The sequence below is a fragment of the Tepidiphilus sp. J10 genome (assembly GCF_006980785.1).
GTDB classification, from domain to species: Bacteria; Pseudomonadota; Gammaproteobacteria; order Burkholderiales; family Rhodocyclaceae; genus Tepidiphilus; species Tepidiphilus olei.
Genome location: NZ_SBHP01000001.1, coordinates 66,342 through 84,266 on the forward strand (window position 1 = coordinate 66,342; position 17,925 = coordinate 84,266).

A 17,925-nucleotide genomic window follows, 5' to 3' on the forward strand; every position below is an offset into this window, starting at 1 on the left:
CCCCGCCGATCAGCGGCGGCGTACTTCCAGCACGTCGGGTACGGTGCGCAGCGCCGCGATCGCGCTGGCGAGCCGCTCGGCGTCCGGCGTCTCCACGGTGAAGTTCATCCGCGCACGGTGCTGCGTGGTCACGGTCTGCACGGCCGTGACGTTGAGGCGCTGCAAGGTAAAGATTTCACTCACGTCACGCAGCAACCCTTGGCGGTCGTGCGCCACGACCTGAATCTCGACCGGATAGGCGCGGCGGGCACCAACCCCGGCAACTTCGTTCCATTGCGCGTCCACGAGGCGTTCGGGGTGGCGCAGGCTCAGTTCGAGGAGATCACGACAATCGGCGCGGTGGATCGTCACCCCCCTGCCCCGCGTGACGAAACCGACGATTTCGTCGGGCGGCATGGGATGGCAGCAACGCGCCAAAGCCGTCAGAAGGCCGCTTTGCCCGCCCACGAGGACCGCCCCGCTCGCGCGCGCCGACGGTGCCTGGAGCGGGACCGTGACCACTTCGGCCGAGGATTCGACCCCTACCGGCTGCAGCGCCTGCACGATGGCCCGCGACCCGACCTCGCCGCGGGCGGCGGCGCGGTAAAGCGCCTCGGGCGACTTGAACCCGAGCCGCTCGGCGAGTTTCTCGAGATTGGTGCGGCCGTGCCCCTCGCGCTGCAGTTCTCGCTCCACCAGCGAGCGCCCGCGGGCAAGGAGCTCCGCCTCCTGCTGCAGGGCGAACCAGGCACGAATCTTGGCGCGCGCCGTCTTCGTTTTGACGTAGCCCAGCGCCGGATTGAGCCAGTCGCGCGAAGGACCGCCTTCCTTGGCAGTGATCACTTCCACCGTCTGCCCCGAACGCAAAGGGGTGTCGAGCGGCACGAGCTGACCGTCGACGCGCGCGCCGCGGCAGCGATGGCCGACGTCGGTGTGGATACGGTAGGCGAAGTCGACCGGCGTGGCCCCTTGGGGCAGATCGATGACTCGACCGGTGGGAGTGAGCACGAAAATGGCATCGTCGTGCACCGCATGGCGCACGCGATCGGCCCATTCGCTGCTATCGACCACCTCGTCGCGCCAGGCAAGCAGCGAGCGTAGAAGGGCGATCTTCTGGTCGTAGGGCGAGACCTTGGCCGCCCCTTCCTTGTAGCGCCAGTGCGCCGCCACACCGAATTCGGCATGGCGATGCATCTCGAAAGTACGGACCTGGACTTCGAGCGGCCGGCCGTCTTCGGCGCGCACGGCGGTGTGCAAGGATTGATAGCCGTTCGGCTTGGGTCGGGCGATGTAGTCGTCGAACTCCCCGGGAATCGGCGGCCACAGTTCGTGTACGCGGCTCAAGACGGCATAGCAGTCGGCCACCGCCGGTACCAGCACCCGCACCGCGCGCACGTCGTAGACCTGCGAGAAATCGAGCCCTTTCTTGCGCATCTTGTTCCAGATGCTGTAGATGTGCTTGGCGCGACCATAGACCTCGGCACCGGCGATGCCGAGCGCCGCCACTTCGGCCGAGAGCCGCTGCACCACGCGGGCGACGAACGCCTCGCGCTCGAGCCGGCGTTCGTCGAGCAGGCGGGCGATGCGCTTGTAGGTCTCGGGTTCGAGGAAGCGAAAAGCGAGGTCCTCGATCTCCCACTTGATCTGCCCCACGCCGAGGCGGTTCGCCAGCGGCGCATAGAGCGCCAGGCTCTCGCGGGCGTAATCTACCCGCGCTGTGGTCTCTTCGCCCACGCTGGCGAACCAGCGCAGGGTCTGCAGACGGGAGGCCAGACGCAGCAGCACCACGCGGATGTCCTCGACCAGTGCGAGCAACATCTTGCGCAGCGTCTCGGTCTGAGCCGCGTCGTCCGCCCCCGCCGGCAGGCGCAAGCCTTCGAGGCGCTGCAGGCCGCGCAGCAACCGTGGCACGTCGGCATCGAAGCGCGCCGTAACCCATTCGAAATGCTCCGGCGCCCGCACCGGCACGGCGTAGAGCAAACCGGCGATGCGCGAGGCCGGGTCGAGCCGCAGTTCGGCGGCGATGAGCGCCACCGCCACCGCATGATCGAAGACCGGTTCACCGGTAGACAAACGTAGCTCGGCGAACACGCCCCGGGCGAACTCATGGGCCTCGCGCACCGCCTCGGCCTGTTCGACGGACAAACCCTCCGTGAGGGCGGCAAGCGCGAGATCGGGCGCCTGGGCGGCGAGCGTCAGTTGAGTGGCGACCATGATTTCGTGCGAAACTATCCTTGGAACCGTAAGCGGGGAGATTTCGATGCGCGAGCGCCGCGCGCCCTCTTTTGCCGTTGCCCATCCCTACCTCTTGCTTACCCTCGCCGTAGCCTTCTGGTCGAGCAACATGATCGTCGGACGAGCGATCCGCGACGAGGTTCCCCCCGTGACGCTCGCGTTGGGCCGCTGGATCGTTGCCTTCCTCCTGGCTCTGCCCTGGGCATTGCCGCCGCTGCGGCGACAATGGGCGGCGGTACGCCGGCATTGGGCGATCCTGGCGCTTCTGGGGATTCTGGGAGTAGGATGTTATAACACATTCGCCTACCTGGCGCTACGGCACACGAGCGCAACCAACGCGGCGATGCTCAATTCCTTCACGCCGGTGGCGACGATGCTGCTCGCCGCCGCCGTGCTCGGGCATCGCCTCACGCGTCGGCAGATGCTGGGCGTGCTGGTCTCGCTCGCCGGTGTGCTCACCATCGTCGCCCAAGGGCACTGGGGCGTGCTCGCCTCGCTGTCGTTCAACCGCGGCGACCTGTGGATGCTGGGCGCCGTGGCGGTGTGGGGCGTATACACCGTGGCGCTGCACCGCCGGCCGACGGAGATCGATCCCATGGCACAGCTGGCGGTGTTCATCGCCGTGGGCATCCTCGTGCTGTTGCCTTTCGGACTGTGGGAATGGCGCAATGGTCCGCCGCTGCGCTGGCACCTCGAACCGCTGCTCGCCATCGTCTATGTCGGCATCTTTCCGGGCTTTCTCGGCATGGTGTGCTACAACGCCGGCGTAGCGGTGGTCGGTCCCGGTATCGGCAGCCTCTTCCTGCATCTGATGCCCGCACTCACGCCGCTCTTTGCTTTCATTTTTCTCGGGGAGCGGCCGGCGTGGTATCACGCCGTGGGGATCGTCGCCATCCTTGCCGGAATCCTGCTCGCCACGGGTCGGGTGCGCGTACCGCAGAGCCGGAACGAAAGGGCTTGACCATGCCTACCTGGATCGATGCCTTGCGCCGCCTCTGGCGTTCGCGCCGGGAACATGCCGAACCGGACGAGACTTTCTGGAAAGCAGTCGAGAGCACCCTCCCTTTTTTACGCAACATCCCTCCGACGGCGCACGAGCGGGTACGTCGCCTCGCCGCCCGTTTCCTCGCCACCAAGACCTTCTACGGGGCGCACGGGCTACTCATCACCGACCTGATCGCCGGCAGCATCGCCTGGCAGGCCGCGCTGGTGGCCCACCGCACGGGCTTGGGCATCTACGACGACTTCGTCGGGGTCATCGTCTATCCCGAACCCTTTCGCGTGCGCCGCCACCTCGCCGACGAGATCGGGCTGGTGCATGAATTCGACGACGAACTCTACGGCGAAACCTGGGAAGGCGGCCCGGTCATCGTGAGCTGGGGCGCGGGCGAGGCGGAAGGGATGCAGGTGGTGCTGCACGAATTCGCCCACCGTTTGGACCTCGCCGACGGGGCGCTCGACGGCGTGCCGCTCCTGCCGCCCTCCCTGCCGCGCGCCCGCTGGGAAAGCGTGATGGAAGACGCGCTGCGGCGGCTGCAAGACGAGCTCGATGCCGGAAAGTCCCCACCGCTCGACCCCTATGCCGAAGAAGGGCCGGAAGAATTCTTTCCCGTGGCGACGGAGACTTTCTTCGCTCAACCGGAAGCGCTCGCCGCCTGGGATCCGGCCCTTTTCGCCGCCCTGTGTGAGGTCTATGGGATGTATCCCTCTCCATCCGACAGAGCCACCCCCCATGGCCCGCACACGACGCGATCCCCCTGACCCCTCTCTGGCGTGGAAGGCAGTGCGAAAAACCCCTCGCGCACGCTTACCTGGCAAGGCACTCGAAGCGCAAGATGCGACGCTCCATCTGGATAGGCAAGCCAAGCGAGTATCCGGCATCAGAGAAAGCCGTCATGGACCGCGCAGCAGGTTGGTCGAGGCACCCTGGACTTTTACCGCGAAACCGCCTAACCTAACCAAGGAGGACATCGTCCCGCACACGCACCGTTAGATTCATATACCATAAAAAGGAGCCGAAACATGAAAAAAACCTGGGTTCTCGTCGCCAATGCGAGCGTGGCCAAGTTCTACGAATTCCTCGGCTTCAAGTCCGGTGTGCAGCTCATCGAGACCCACGAACACCCCGAAAGCCGCCTGCCCACCCGCGAATTGATCACCGACAACCTTCCTTTTCCCGGAACGGGTAGCGACAAGCCACCGCACACGGGTGAGCCCCCCCTTCCACCCAAGAAAGTGGAAGCAGCTCGCTTTGCAATCGATATCGCACGCCGGCTGCGGGAGGCTCGCCTCGAGCATCAACTCGAGCAAATCATCCTGATGGGCCCGGCGAACTTCCTGGCGATGGTCAAGGAGCACCTCGACGAGCCCACGCGCAAGATCCTGGTGCGCGACGTGGAGAAGGACTACACCAAGGCCGACGACAAGACCATCGCCGAGAAGGCGGCCGAGGCGCTGCTGCCGCCCGCATGAGCCACATCGAGCCGGTTCAGGAAAATTCGCCCGCCGTCAGATAGCGCAGTCCCTCTGGCCCCGATTCGGAGCGGATCAGGCGAAAACCGGCGGCGGGCCAATGGATCGGCAAGCACACGCCAAGCCCCGAGGCGTCGAATGCTTCGGGGCTTACTTTTCGCGCGAGCGTCACGTGCGGGCGAAACGGCCGATGTTCCACCTTTGCACCCAAAGCGCGCGATTCCCGGGTCAGACGCTCGACGAAACGCGCCCATGCGCCTTGCGGCGGCGGGCCGCTCAAGCACGCCACCCTGGGTTTCGCCCAACACTCGAAACGCTCGAGCACGAGCGGTTCGTCCGGCGGAGCGCCCATCGCCGCGCCCAGTGCGAGAAAGGCACCCAGGCGCTCACGCGGCACCTCCCCGAGAAAAACGAGCGTCAGATGCAGCCGTTCGGGCGGCACGACTTTCACGCCCGTTCGCCCTCGCGCCCAACGGCGCGTCGCTTCGTACCACGCCTGCGCCCAGGTTCGCGGAGGCCACAGTGCATAGAAAAGCCGTACGTCGTCAGGCACGGCCCCCCTCGCCTTCGAGCAAAACCACCACCTGGGCCGCCACCCCTTCGCCGCGGCCGGTGAAACCGAGCCCCTCGGTGGTCTTGCCCTTCACCTGGATCGCGGCCGGCGGGGCGTCGAGCAAGCCGGCGATCGTCGCCTTCATCTGCGGCACCCAAGGGGCGATGCGCGGCCGACGGCAGATCACCACGGCGTCGAGGTTGCCCAGACGCCATCCCGCCGCCCGCACCGCCGCCCAGGCCTGCGCGAGCAACCCCCGGCTGTCGGCACCGGCATGGCGCGCATCGCTGTCGGGAAACCACGAACCGATGTCGCCCAAGCCCGCCGCGCCCAGCACCGCATCGGTGACCGCGTGCAGCAGCACGTCGGCGTCCGAATGCCCGAGCAAGCCCTCGGCGTGGGCGATCTCCACCCCGCCGATCACGCAGCGCCTGCCCGGCACCAAGGCGTGCACGTCGAACCCCAACCCCACCCGGATCATGCTTCCTCCTGCAGCCTCAGGATCGCGGCGGCGAGCGCCAGATCGCCCGGCCGCGTCACCTTCAGGTTCATCGGATCGCCCTCCACCAGTTTCGGCGCCAAACCCATCGCCTCCACGGCGCTCGCCTCGTCCGTCACTTCGGGATGGCGTTCGAGCGCCATGCGCAATACGGCGAAGCGGAACATCTGCGGCGTCTGGGCGAGCCACAACCCTTCACGCGGCACGGTCGCAGCAACACGGCCGCGGGCATCGGCGCGCTTGACGGTATCGGCGACCGGCACGGCGAGGAGACCACCCACCTCGTCGCACCCCAGCACCTCGGCCAATTGCGTCAGGTATTCCCCGCGCAGGCAGGGGCGCGCCGCATCGTGCACCATCACCCAGTCGTCGGACCTCGCCCCGCGGGCGGAGAGCACGCGCAAGGCATTGCCCACGGTCGCACTGCGCGTGGGGCCGCCGCAGAAGAGCGGCTCGATCTTGGGCCCCAGATCCGACCAATCGTAGCAGCGCCAGTGGGCATCGTCGACCGCCAGCGCCACGAGCACGCGGTCGATCCATTCGGGTTCGGCCAAGCGTGCGAGCGTGTACCACAAGAGCGGCCGCCCGGCGAGATCGGCGTATTGTTTGGGCAAAGCCAAACCGCTGCGCCGCCCCACTCCGGCCGCCGGCACGATGGCCGTCACCCGCATGATCCTTCCTTTTGCACTTTTTCCGCCCCCCTTTGCCGCGCGAACTATAATGAGCCGGTAAAGAATCCGCTAGTACGAACCACCTTCGTTCCTTTGCCGTACCACGCAGGACCAACATCATGGCTGCACGAACCATTCGTCCCCCCGCCGTGAGCGGGCTCTTCTACCCCGCTTCGGCGCGCAGTCTGCAAGCGACGCTAGCCGCACACTTTGCCCGCGCCACGCCTGCCTCGCTGCCGGCAGCGCCAAAAGCCCTGATCGTGCCGCACGCCGGCTACGATTATTCGGGAATCGTCGCCGCCAGCGGCTACAACCAGCTCACCCCTTTTGCATCGCGCATCCGGCGCGTCGTGCTCTTCGGCCCGGCGCATCGCGTTCCCCTGCTCGGATTGGCGCTACCGCAGGCGAGCGCGTTTCGCACACCGCTCGGCGACGTTCCTCTCGACATGCACGCATGGAACGAAGCCTTGAAATTGCCGCAGGTGGAAGTCTCGGATCGGGCCCACGAGCTCGAGCACAGCCTGGAAGTGCAGCTCCCCTTCCTGCAGAGCATTTTACCGAGTTTCACCCTGGTTCCCTTCGTCGTCGGCTGGACCGACCCGGCCCATGTCGCCCGCGTGATGGAGGCGCTCTGGGACGGGCCCGAGACGCTCATCCTCGTGAGCTCCGACCTTTCGCACTACCACCCTTACGACGAGGCGCGTGCCCTCGATCAGGCCACGATCGAGCGCATCCTACAGGGCGATGCGACGATCACGCCGGATGATGCCTGTGGAGCGATCGCCATCGACGGGTTGCTGCTCGCCGCCCGGCGTCGCCAGCTCCAACCCCATGTCATTGCCTATTGCAACAGCGGCGACACTTTTGGCGACCGGGACCGGGTCGTCGGCTACACCAGCATCGCCTTCACCGAGGAGGTTCGCCATGGAGCCGAAGCCATCCATTGAGGTCGACGAGCGGCTCGGGCAGGTGCTGCTCGCCCATGCCCGTGCCGCCATCACCGAGCATCTCACCGGTCGTCGCCTGCCCCGGCCGGAAGATCCGCGGCTCGACGAACCCGGTGCCACCTTCGTCACGCTCACCGAAGAAGGAGAACTGCGGGGCTGCATCGGCTCGGTGCGCGCTCAGCGACCGCTGCGCCAAGACGTCGCCGAGAATGCGATCGCCGCCGCCACACGCGATCCTCGCTTTCCTCCTGTCACGGCCGACGAGCTGCCCCTCATCCGCATCGAGGTGTCGCTGCTCTCGCCGCTCGAATTCCTCGAATTCCGTGACGAGGAAGATCTGTTGGCGCAACTTCGGCCGGGCATCGACGGTCTGATGATCTTCTCGGGGTGCAATTCGGCCACCTTTCTGCCCCAAGTGTGGGAAGAGATCCCCAATCCGCACCATTTTCTCGCCGCCCTCAAGCTCAAGGCGGGGCTCGACCCGCGCCGCCCCGCGCGCAACCTCATGGCCGCACGCTACACGGTAGCCAAATGGAAAGAACCCTTGCCCGCCGGAGCCGTGCAATGAACGCCCCTGCCCGTTTCTACCGTCCGCTGCCCGACGGGCGCCTCGAATGCATCCTGTGCCCGCGCCGCTGCAAACTGCGTGAGGGACAGCACGGCGCTTGCCTCGTGCGCGCCAACCTCGGCGGCCAGATGGTGCTCACCACCTACGGCCGATCGAGCGGCTTCTGCATCGACCCCATCGAGAAGAAGCCGCTCAACCACTTCTACCCCGGCACGGCGGTACTCTCCTTCGGCACCGCCGGCTGCAACCTCGCCTGCAAATACTGCCAGAACTGGTCGATTTCGGCGGCCAAGGAGCTCGACGCCACGCTGGACGACTCCGGCACGCCCGAGGCCATCGTGGCAGCGGCGCTCGCCTACGGCGCCCAGGGGCTCGCCTTCACCTACAACGATCCGATCATCTTTGCCGAATACGCGATCGACTGTGCCGAACTCGCCCGCAAGCACCAGCTCTATACGGTGGCCGTGACCAACGGCTACATCGAGCCCGGCGCCCGCGAGGAATTCTTCGCGGCGATGGACGCGGCCAACGTCGACCTCAAAGGATTCACCGAGGAGTTCTATTTCCGCTACTGTGGCGGCAAACTCCAGCCGGTGCTCGATACCTTGCGTTACCTCGTGCACCAAACCGACGTCTGGGTCGAGATCACCACGCTCCTCATCCCCGGTCTCAACGACAGCGAAAACGAGATTCGGGCCTTGTCGCGCTGGGTGCGCGACGAGCTCAAAACCACCGTTCCGCTGCACTTCACCGCCTTCTTCCCCGCCTTCAAGATGCTCGATCGGCCACCCACCCCGCCGCAGACCCTGGTGCGGGCGCGGGCCATCGCCCGCGAAGAGGGGCTCGCCTACGTCTATACCGGCAACGTCCGCGATCGGGAGGGTTCGACGACCTATTGCCCCGACTGCGGTACCCGGCTGATCGAGCGCGACGGCTACGTCATCACCCGCTATGCGCTCACGCCCGAAGGGCACTGTCCCGCTTGCGGCCGGGAGATCGAGGGGCGTTTCGCTCGCGCCCCGGGACACTTCGGCAACCGGCGCATCCCCATCGTACTCGGCGCCGGGTGAGGGAGCCTGGCATGACTTCCCCGTCTCCTTCTCGCACAGAAACAGAAGCACCCGATGCCCCTGACATGGGATCGCCATCCCCCGCAGGGAACGACGGGTACCGCGAGCGACCATCGCGAACGGCTGCAGGGCAGCGAGAAAATCGCGCCACCTGGGCATTCTGCGTCCAAGCGCTGCGGCTCAAAGTCGGCGAGCGCTCGTGGATCGACGTCTCGTTCGCACTCCCCGAATCGACACGTGCCTTCGTCCTCATCCTCGAGACCGGAAACGATGCTGCCCAAAGCCAGGCATTGGCGCAAGCACTCACGGCACGAGGGTTCGGCACACTGACCGTTTGCCTGCTCACCCCCAACGAATGCGCCGATGCCGAAGAGATCGCCTGGCACGTCAACGACCTCGGCGAGCGCGCCGCCACCGTGCTCGAATGGCTGCACCATCAACCGTTTCGTGGCAACCTGCCTCTGGCTGCGGTGGGCTGGCGCACCGCAGCCGCCGTGTCGATCCGTCTCGCGGCGCGTGAAGACCAAACTTTTTACGCCCTCTCTTGTCCCCTGGGAAGAATCGATCTGGCGGGCGCAGCACCCCTCGTCACCTTGACTACGCCGATCTTGCTCATGACCTCCTCTGCCGACGACGACAAACCGAACACTGCCGCATGGCCCCATATCGGAGCGCCCAAACGCTGGGAACGCTTGCCTCCCCCACCGCCCAAAGGGCCGTGGCTGGAGGCGATCGCGCTCACCTGCGAGTGGTTCGAGCGTCACCTGCCGCACACTCCTTCGACCCAGACCGTGCCGGCGGGTTAGAATTCCGCCCTCTACCTTCTTTTGCCCCGATTCCACTTCCCAAAATTCCCGCATGACCCAAACGCTCCTTCCCGTGCTCGAGCGGCTGCGTTGGCCGCAAGCCGGCCAAACCTTCCGTATCCCTTGCCTCGCCGGCAGTGCCGATGCGCTCCTCGTCGCCGAACTCGCGAGCCGGCGCCGGCCGCTGGTGGTAGTCACCGCCTCGCCCCTGGACGCGCAGCGCCTCGCCGAAGAAGTGCGTTTCTTCGCCCCGCAGCTGCGGACGCGACTCTTTCCCGACTGGGAGACGCTCCCCTACGATCCCTTCTCGCCGCACCAAGATCTCGTCTCCGAACGCATCGCCACCCTCTACGCCCTCACCCAAGGCACGCTCGACCTCGTCTTCGTCGCCGCGGCCACGGCGCTCGGTCGCCTTCCTCCGCCCGCCTTCATCGCCGCACACACTTTCTCACTCAGGCAGGGCGCGGCCCTCGAGCTCGAGGGGCTGCGCCGGCAGCTGGCCCTGGCAGGTTACGAGCCGGTCGCCCAGGTGCTGCGTCCGGGCGAATTCGCCGTGCGCGGTGGCATCGTCGATCTCTTCCCCATGGGCGCGTCGCTCCCCTACCGCATCGAGCTCTTCGACGAAGAAATCGAGCGCATCAAGACCTTCGACCCCGACTCCCAGCGCACCCTCTACCCCGTGCCCGAAGTGGAGCTGCTGCCGGCGCGCGAATTCCCCACCGATGAAGAGGGTCGCACCACCTTCCGTCGGCGTTTCCGCGAGACCTTCGAAGGCGACCCGAGCCGCGCCATGCTCTACAAGGACGTCAGCCAGGGCGTATGGCCCGCCGGCATCGAGTACTACCTACCCCTCTTTTTCGACGAGACGGCCACGCTCTTCGACTACGTTGGCGCGGAAGCGACCTGGCTGCTCCACGGCGACTGCCCGGCGGCGATCGAATCTTTCTGGCAGGAACTGGAAGCGCGCCATCGGCTGCTGGGCGGGGACCGCAGCCGTCCCATCCTGCCGCCGTCTTCCCTCTTTCTCGATGCCGAAGGGTTCTACACCGCCTTGAAAGCGGTGCCGCGATTCGAGCTGCGCGGCGACGGGGCCGAGTCCGAAGAATCTCGCACTCCGCCGCCGGCGGCGATCGACGCGCGCGCACCCCAGCCCCTTGCGGCGCTGGAGCAAGCGGTGCATGCCGCCGCTGCGGCGGGCGAACGGGTGCTCCTGGTCGTCCAGACGCCGGGACGGCGCGAAACGCTGCTCGAGCGGCTGCGCGAGGCCGGATTGGAGGCGGCGCTCGTCGAACACTGGGAAGCATTCCTCGCCGGCGAAGCCCCGCTCGCGCTCACCGTCGGACCGCTCGAGCGCGGGTTTGCACTCCCTGCCGCGCGGCTCCTCGTCTATACCGAAGGAGAACTCTTCACCGGCGGCGCCAAAACCCGCAGCCGGCGCCAGACGAGCAAAGCGACCACGCCCGAAGGCTGGATCAAGGATCTCTCCGAACTCACGCCCGGCGCGCCGGTGGTGCATGAAGAGCACGGCATCGGCCGCTACCTGGGGCTCGTGCGCATGCCGTTGGGGGCGGACGAGGGCGAATTCCTCCAGCTAGAATACGCCGGCGGCGACAAGCTCTACGTACCCGTGGCCCAACTGCACCTCGTGTCGCGCTATCTCGGCGCCGACCCCGAGCACGTCGAGCTGCACCGCCTCGGGTCCGGCCAATGGGAAAAGGCCAAACGCAAGGCCGCCGAACAGGCGCGAGACACCGCCGCCGAGCTGCTCGCGCTCTACGCCCAGCGCGCCGCACGTCCCGGCATCTCCTTCGGATTCGACGAACGCGACTACGAGGCTTTCTGTGCCGGATTCCCCTTCGAGACCACGCCGGACCAGCAGGCGGCCATCGACGCCGTGCTCGCCGACATGCGCTCCGGCAAACCCATGGATCGGCTCGTGTGCGGCGACGTCGGCTTCGGCAAGACCGAGGTGGCGCTGCGTGCCGCCTTCGCCGCCGTGGCGAGCGGCAAACAGGTGGTGATCCTCACCCCCACGACGCTCCTTGCCGAGCAGCACTTCCAGACCTTTTCCGACCGCTTCGCCGACTGGCCGGTGCGCATCGCCGAACTCTCGCGCCTGCGCTCGAGCAAGGAGCAGAAAGAGGCCCTGGCGGGATTGGCCGAAGGGCGCATCGACATCGCCATCGGCACGCACCGCTTGCTGCAGCCCGACGTGCGCTTCGCCCGCCTGGGGCTGGTGATCATCGACGAGGAACACCGCTTCGGCGTGCGGCAGAAAGAGGCGCTCAAGAAACTGCGTCAGGAAGTCGATGTGCTCACCCTTACCGCCACCCCCATCCCGCGCACGCTGGGCATGGCGCTCGAGGGGCTGCGCGACTTCTCCGTCATCGCCACCGCCCCCCAGAAGCGTCTGGCGGTGAAGACCTTCGTCGCCCCCCGCTCCGAGGGTCTGATCCGCGAGGCGGTGCTGCGCGAATTCAAGCGCGGCGGGCAGGTGTATTTCGTGCATAACGAAGTGCGTACGATCGAGAACGTGCGCGAAGAACTCGAGCGCCTGCTGCCGATGGCGCGCATCGTCGTCGGCCACGGCCAAATGTCCGAGCGCGAACTCGAGCGCGTCATGCGCGACTTCACGCACCAGCGCGCGAACCTGCTGCTGTGCACCACCATCATCGAGACCGGCATCGACATCCCCACGGCCAACACCATCCTGATCGACCGCGCCGACCGCTTTGGGCTTGCGCAGCTGCACCAATTACGCGGACGGGTCGGGCGCAGCCACCATCAAGCCTACGCCTACCTTCTCACCGACCCACACGTCAAACCCAGCGCCCAGGCGCAGAAGCGGCTCGAAGCCGTCGCCCAGCTCGAAGATCTCGGCTCGGGCTTCTATCTGGCGATGCACGACCTGGAGATCCGCGGCGCGGGCGAAGTCCTCGGGGAAGAGCAATCGGGCGAAATCCAGCGCGTGGGATTCTCCCTCTACAGCCGCATGCTGGAAGAAGCCGTACGCCGGCTCAAGAGCGGACAGGAGCCGGGCGATCTCACCCGCCCCTTCCGCACCGTGGCCGAGATCAACCTGCACGCCCCGGCGCTGCTACCCGACGACTATTGCCCGGACGTGAGCGTGCGGCTCGAGCTCTACAAACGGCTCGCCGACGCCGACAGCGACGCGGCGCTGCAAGAGCTCACCGAAGAGCTCGTCGACCGTTTCGGGCCGCTGCCGCCGCAGACGCGCACGCTGGTAGCCACCCACCGCCTGCGGATCGCCCTCGCCCCCTGCGGCGTGGCCAAGGTCGATGCGAGCGAAAAAAGCCTCAGCGTGCAATTCTCGCCGGACGCCCCCGTCGATCCGGCCAAGGTGGTCGCGCTCATCCAATACGATCGCAGTGTCAAGATGGTCGGACCCGACCGGCTGGTGCAGACCCGCCCCACCGCCGACGTAGACTCGCGCGTGCGCGCGGTGCGCGAGCTCGTCGCCCGCGTGCTCGCTCCACGGGCGATCGAAACCGTATAATTCCCTTTTTGGCAGGACGCACGGACCCATGAGCAACCCACTGCTGGAAAACACCAACATCGAGCGCTTCGATCCCATGCCCTCGCCGGCCGAGATCAAGGCGCAGCACCCCCTGAGCGAGCGCGCCGCGGCCACCGTGACGCAGGCCCGCCAGACCCTCGTCGACATCCTCGAGCGGCGAGATCCGCGGCTCTTCGTCGTCGTCGGCCCCTGCTCCATCCACGACCCCGTCGCCGGCCTCGACTACGCCAAGCGGCTCGCTGCGCTCGCCCGGGAAGTGGCCGAGACCATGGTATTGGTGATGCGGGTCTATTTCGAGAAACCGCGCACCGCCACCGGCTGGAAAGGCTACATCAACGATCCTTTCCTCGACGACAGTTTTCGCATCGACGTGGGCATGGCACGCGCCCGCGAATTCCTGCTCGCCGTCAATGAGCTGGGCCTGCCGGCGGCCACCGAAGCGCTCGACCCCATCGCACCGCAATACTACGGCGACCTCATCTCGTGGACGGCGATCGGTGCGCGCACGGTCGAATCGCAAACGCACCGCGAGATGGCTTCCGGCCTCTCCACCCCGGTCGGATTCAAGAACGCCACCGACGGCAGCCTGGACGTAGCCGTCAATGCCATCGTCTCGGCCTCGCGCCCCCACGCTTTTCTCGGCATCGACGAAGAGGGCCGCACCGCCATCGTGCGCACCCGGGGAAACCGCCACGGCCACCTCGTGCTGCGCGGCGGCGGCGGACGCCCCAACTACGACTCGGTCTCGGTGTCGCTCGCCGAGCAGGCGCTCGCCAAGGCGGGGCTGCCGCTGAACCTCGTCGTCGACTGCTCGCACGCCAATTCCTGGAAGAAACCCGAATTCCAGCCGCTGGTGTTGAAAGACGTGGTGCACCAAATCCGCGAGGGCAACACCTCCATCGTCGGCGTGATGCTCGAGAGTTTCCTCGAAGCGGGCAACCAACCCTTCCCCGCGCCGCCCTCGCAACTCAAGTACGGCTGCTCGATCACCGACCCGTGCATCGACTGGGACACCACCGCCGCCATCCTGCGCTCGGCGAATGCAGTGCTGCGCGACGTGCTGCCCCAGCGAGGGCGCTGATGCCGCAATTGCGCCTGCTCACCGCCCCGGCGGTGCACCAGTGGCTGGCGCGGCACTCCCTGGCCGCGCACCCGCAAGGAACCTACCTCTCGCTCGCCCTGCCGGAGCGCCGCGCCGAGTTCGACCGCGAACTCTGCGCGATCGGCGCCGACTGGGCCTGGATCGACGAGGACGTCGCCCCGAACTGGCGGGCACTTCGGCTCTTCGTCACCGACATGGACTCGACGCTCATCGCCATCGAGTGCATCGACGAGATCGCCGATCTGGCCGGCCTCAAACCCGAGGTCGCCCGCATCACCGAAGCGGCCATGCAGGGCGAGCTCGATTTTCGCGAAGCACTGCACGCCCGCGTGGCGCTGCTGGCCGGCATCCCGGTGGCGCGGCTGGAAGCACTCTACCGCGAACGGGTACGCCTCAACCCCGGCGCGGCGCGGCTCGTGGCGGCGCTCAAAGCCAACGACTGTTACTGCGTGCTCGTCTCCGGCGGATTCACCTTCTTCACCGAGCGCCTCGCGCGCGAGCTCGGTTTCGACGAACAGCACGCCAACGTGCTCGAAACGAAAGACGGCCTCCTCACCGGCCGGCTCGTCGGCCCCGTGATCGACGCCGCCGCCAAGGCCGGCATCCTGCGCGCCGCCGCCGCACGGCTGGGTGCGACCCGGCGCGAGATCCTCGCCGCCGGCGATGGGGCCAACGACCTCGCCATGCTCGCCCTCGCCGGCACGCGGCTCGCCTGGCGGCCCAAGCCCCGCATCCTGCCTCACGTCAACGTCATCAGCATGATGCAGGGGCTGGATACCGTGCTCGAACTCCTGCCCTAGGAAACGCTGAATCATTGGCTGCGCGGGCGAATCGCTGCGTTGCGCGGTACTCGCTCCCTCGCCTATCTACTTGATATGTCTCGGTCGCTGCGCTCCGTGCGCCTTGCGCTTCATCCCGCTCGCTCATTGCTTCAGCGTTTCCCTTAAGCCGCCTTGCGCCGGAACACCGGCCGATCCGGATTCGAAACCGCCGGATCGTAGGCATAGCCCTCGAGCGAGAAGTCGAGCAGTTCTTCCACCGTCTCCGCCCGTTTCAGGGCCGCATGGCGCACCATCAGCCCGCGGGCGCGCTTGGCGTAGAAGCTGATGATCTTGAAACGCCCGCCCTTCCAGTCCTCGAACACGGGGCTCACCACCCGTGCGTCCAGCGCCGCCACGTCCACCACCTTGAAGTATTCCTCGGAGGCGAGGTTGACCAACACCGGCTCGCGTCCGGCCGTCGCCTGCGCCTCGAGCAGGTGCCGCAGGCTTGCCGTCACCGCCTCCCTCCAGTAGGCGTAGAGATCGCGCCCGAGCGGATTCTCCAGCCGCGTTCCCATCTCCAGGCGGTGCGGCAGGATGCGATCGAGCGGCCGCAGCACGCCGTAGAGGCCGGAGAGGATGCGCAGATTCTCCTGCAGCCAGGCGATCGCTACCGCAGGCAGGCTCGCCGCGTCCAACCCCTCGTAGACGTCGCCCGCATAGGCGAAGAGCGCCGCCTTCGCCTCTGCGGGCGCATGTTCGGGCGACCAGGCCGCATAGCGCCCCACGTTCAGGGCCGCGAGCTTGTCCGACAAGTCCATGAGCGACTGCAACTCGGCTGGCGTCAGCCGCCGCAGCCGCTCGACCAGCCCCTGCGCCCGATCGAGGAAATCGGGCAGCGTCGTCTCCGCCACGGGAGCGGACGTATCGAACTCCATCGCCTTGGCGGGGGAAATCACGAGCAGCATGCATCGTCTCCTGCTGTAGCAGAATGGGCCTCAAACCGCCTCAAACGTCATCTTGCCAATTCTGTCATTCCAAGGACTCACGCGGCACATCGACGCCGAGATCGGCATCGTCGATGTCATCGGGAAAATCCTCCCCCGGGCAACCTGCTATTTTTGCCAGAAACGATTCTGTTCGCTGCGCAGCAGCTCGAACCGGGTTGCTGACGTATATTCCATGACGCCGTTCGATCCAGGAAATGAAATCAAGCGTCTCCTGTTGCAGTTGGGGTGGCAAACGTTTCGCGTGCTCGAAAATGAGTTCGGAGAGATTCATAGATCGTTCCTCCCACTCGGCGGGGATCAGGAATGCCGACTTATCGACTTCAGAATCATACGTGAATTCCCCCGCCGCCACGTTGCCGCACCGCTTCGAACAGGCACACCGCCGCCGCCGCGGCGACGTTGAGCGACTCCATCGCCCCTGGCATGGGGATGCGCACGCAGGCGTCCGCCATGGCCAACCACTCGGGGCGCACGCCAGCGCCCTCCGTACCGAAGAGCCACAGCGCCGGCGCCCTCAGATCGAGCGTGTAGAGCGGCACGGCCTTCTCGGCGAGCGCCGTGGCGAAAACCCGGCCGCGGCGCGTGGCGAACCAGGGAGCGGGATCGTCGATCTGCGCGAACGGCAGCACGAAGTGCGCGCCCATCGCCGCACGCAGCACTTTGGGCGCCCAAGGATCGGCACAACCCGGTGCGAGCAGCACCGCACCCACGCCCGCGGCAGCGGCGGTGCGCAGGATCGCGCCGACGTTGCCCGGCTCCTGCACCCCGTCGAGCAGCACGAGATCGCGCCCGGCGAGCTCCTGCGGCGCGAGCGCCAGCGTACGGCGCGCGAACCGCGCCACGATGCCAGCGGGCGTCTCGGTGGCGGCAAGCGTGCGAAAAACCGGGGAAGCGACACGAATGCGAGCGCACGCGGGCGGCAGTGCCTCGAGCACGGCCGCGAAACGCGCTTCCCGACCTTCCTCGATGAACACCGCCTCCGGCATCCAGCCGGCCTGCAGCGCCGCGGTGAGCAGGTGATCGCCTTCGAGCACGATCCATGGCTCGCGCTTGCGAAAGGACGATTCGTTCAACCAGCGTCGGATCGCGCGCACTTGGAGATTGTCGCGCGAGCGGATCTCCTGCCAGGTGCTCATCGTTCGCTTCCGTTGGCCGCCGCGCGCACCGGGGCGAAACTGCGGCGATGCTCGGGACAAGGCCCGAGGCGCGCGAGCGCCGCCAGATGCGCGGCGGTGCCGTACCCTTTGTGCCGGGCGAATCCATACCCGGGATAACGGCGATCCAGCGCCACGAGCCGCGCATCGCGGTGCGTCTTCGCCAGGATCGAGGCCGCCATGATGGCCGGCTCGAGCGCGTCACCACCGATGATCGTGCGTACCGGCACCTCCAGCTCCGGCGCCCGGTTGCCGTCGACCAGCACTTCGTCCGGCACCAGGGGCAATGCCGCCACGGCGCGCGCCATCGCCCGCAGCGTCGCCCGCAGGATGTTCCATTCATCGATCTCGGAGGCCGACGCCTCGGCCACCGCCCAGGCAAGTGCGCTGGCGCGAATTTCCGCCGCGAGCCGTTCACGCCGGCTCGGGCTCAGTTTCTTCGAATCGTTCAAGCCCGGCAGCGAGGCTCCGGGCGGGAGGATCACCGCCGCGGCCACCACCGGGCCGGCGAGCGGCCCGCGCCCCGCCTCGTCCACGCCACAGAGGTAACCCGCCATCGT

Annotated in this window: 18 protein-coding genes; 10 read left to right on the forward strand and 8 right to left on the reverse strand. The window is 67.0% G+C overall.

What is annotated here, in order from left to right:
* Nucleotides 1-9: 9 nt before the first annotated feature.
* Entirely contained in the window at nt 10-2,193 is a 2,184-nt protein-coding gene (locus tag EPD81_RS00310; RefSeq protein WP_142803464.1) for a bifunctional (p)ppGpp synthetase/guanosine-3',5'-bis(diphosphate) 3'-pyrophosphohydrolase, read from the reverse strand.
* A gap of 46 nt (nt 2,194-2,239) precedes the next feature.
* Here EPD81_RS00310 and EPD81_RS00315 point away from each other — a divergent pair, with 46 nt between their 5' ends.
* From EPD81_RS00315 to EPD81_RS00325, 3 genes are all read left to right on the forward strand, one after another.
* Complete coding sequence (locus EPD81_RS00315) at nt 2,240-3,175, forward strand: DMT family transporter (protein ID WP_142803465.1); 936 nt, start codon at nt 2,240-2,242, stop codon at nt 3,173-3,175.
* 2 nt (nt 3,176-3,177) lie between these two features.
* A complete protein-coding gene (locus EPD81_RS00320; protein ID WP_142803466.1) occupies nt 3,178-3,975 on the forward strand; it encodes a zinc-dependent peptidase in 798 nt (265 codons plus the stop codon).
* Nucleotides 3,976-4,236: 261 nt separating this feature from the next.
* Nucleotides 4,237-4,686 carry a host attachment protein gene (locus EPD81_RS00325; RefSeq protein WP_142803467.1) on the forward strand — a complete coding sequence of 150 codons (450 nt, stop codon included), beginning with the start codon at nt 4,237-4,239 and terminating at the stop codon, nt 4,684-4,686.
* Between the two features lie 16 nt (nt 4,687-4,702).
* Here the strand turns inward: EPD81_RS00325 and thpR are convergent, their stop codons facing one another.
* The 3 genes from thpR to ispD are packed head-to-tail and all read right to left on the reverse strand — an operon-like array spanning nt 4,703 to nt 6,409.
* The gene (thpR, locus tag EPD81_RS00330; RefSeq protein ID WP_142803468.1) at nt 4,703-5,239 is read right to left on the reverse strand and encodes an RNA 2',3'-cyclic phosphodiesterase; all 537 of its coding nucleotides are present in this window, start codon (nt 5,237-5,239) and stop codon (nt 4,703-4,705) included.
* Entirely contained in the window at nt 5,232-5,720 is a 489-nt protein-coding gene (gene ispF / locus EPD81_RS00335; protein ID WP_142803469.1) for a 2-C-methyl-D-erythritol 2,4-cyclodiphosphate synthase, read from the reverse strand. The genes thpR and ispF overlap by 8 nt, the downstream gene beginning before the upstream one ends.
* Nucleotides 5,717-6,409, reverse strand: coding sequence for a 2-C-methyl-D-erythritol 4-phosphate cytidylyltransferase (gene ispD, locus EPD81_RS00340; RefSeq protein WP_142803470.1), 693 nt, complete (start codon nt 6,407-6,409; stop codon nt 5,717-5,719). Before ispD ends, ispF begins: the two co-directional genes overlap by 4 nt.
* 119 nt (nt 6,410-6,528) lie before the next feature.
* Between ispD and amrB the strand changes: the two genes are divergently transcribed.
* The 7 genes from amrB to serB all read left to right on the forward strand — a co-directional run bounded on the left by amrB (nt 6,529) and on the right by serB (nt 15,240).
* Complete coding sequence (amrB, locus tag EPD81_RS00345; RefSeq protein ID WP_142803471.1) at nt 6,529-7,356, forward strand: AmmeMemoRadiSam system protein B; 828 nt, start codon at nt 6,529-6,531, stop codon at nt 7,354-7,356.
* On the forward strand, nt 7,334-7,924 hold the full coding sequence (gene amrA, locus EPD81_RS00350; protein WP_142803472.1) for an AmmeMemoRadiSam system protein A: 591 nt from the start codon (nt 7,334-7,336) through the stop codon (nt 7,922-7,924). The genes amrB and amrA overlap by 23 nt, the downstream gene beginning before the upstream one ends.
* Nucleotides 7,921-8,994 (forward strand): AmmeMemoRadiSam system radical SAM enzyme, encoded by a 1,074-nt coding sequence (gene amrS, locus EPD81_RS00355; RefSeq protein WP_142803473.1) that lies wholly within the window; start codon nt 7,921-7,923, stop codon nt 8,992-8,994. Before amrA ends, amrS begins: the two co-directional genes overlap by 4 nt.
* A gap of 65 nt (nt 8,995-9,059) precedes the next feature.
* Complete coding sequence (locus EPD81_RS00360; protein WP_142803474.1) at nt 9,060-9,800, forward strand: hypothetical protein; 741 nt, start codon at nt 9,060-9,062, stop codon at nt 9,798-9,800.
* Nucleotides 9,801-9,852: 52 nt separating this feature from the next.
* Nucleotides 9,853-13,317 carry a transcription-repair coupling factor gene (mfd, locus tag EPD81_RS00365; protein ID WP_142803475.1) on the forward strand — a complete coding sequence of 1,155 codons (3,465 nt, stop codon included), beginning with the start codon at nt 9,853-9,855 and terminating at the stop codon, nt 13,315-13,317.
* Nucleotides 13,318-13,345: 28 nt separating this feature from the next.
* Nucleotides 13,346-14,419 (forward strand): 3-deoxy-7-phosphoheptulonate synthase, encoded by a 1,074-nt coding sequence (locus EPD81_RS00370; RefSeq protein WP_142803476.1) that lies wholly within the window; start codon nt 13,346-13,348, stop codon nt 14,417-14,419.
* Nucleotides 14,419-15,240, forward strand: a complete 822-nt coding sequence (gene serB / locus EPD81_RS00375; protein WP_142803477.1) for a phosphoserine phosphatase SerB — start codon at nt 14,419-14,421, stop codon at nt 15,238-15,240. The genes EPD81_RS00370 and serB overlap by 1 nt, the downstream gene beginning before the upstream one ends.
* Nucleotides 15,241-15,383: 143 nt before the next feature.
* Here the strand turns inward: serB and yaaA are convergent, their stop codons facing one another.
* The 4 genes from yaaA to rnhB all read right to left on the reverse strand — a co-directional run bounded on the left by yaaA (nt 15,384) and on the right by rnhB (nt 17,922).
* A complete protein-coding gene (yaaA, locus tag EPD81_RS00385; RefSeq protein ID WP_142803478.1) occupies nt 15,384-16,169 on the reverse strand; it encodes a peroxide stress protein YaaA in 786 nt (261 codons plus the stop codon).
* Between the two features lie 64 nt (nt 16,170-16,233).
* Nucleotides 16,234-16,482 carry a DUF2281 domain-containing protein gene (locus tag EPD81_RS00390; protein ID WP_142803479.1) on the reverse strand — a complete coding sequence of 83 codons (249 nt, stop codon included), beginning with the start codon at nt 16,480-16,482 and terminating at the stop codon, nt 16,234-16,236.
* Nucleotides 16,483-16,537: 55 nt separating this feature from the next.
* Nucleotides 16,538-17,347 carry an RNA methyltransferase gene (locus EPD81_RS00395; protein WP_142803480.1) on the reverse strand — a complete coding sequence of 270 codons (810 nt, stop codon included), beginning with the start codon at nt 17,345-17,347 and terminating at the stop codon, nt 16,538-16,540.
* The gene (gene rnhB, locus EPD81_RS00400; protein WP_142803481.1) at nt 17,344-17,922 is read right to left on the reverse strand and encodes a ribonuclease HII; all 579 of its coding nucleotides are present in this window, start codon (nt 17,920-17,922) and stop codon (nt 17,344-17,346) included. Before rnhB ends, EPD81_RS00395 begins: the two co-directional genes overlap by 4 nt.
* Nucleotides 17,923-17,925: the final 3 nt, after the last annotated feature.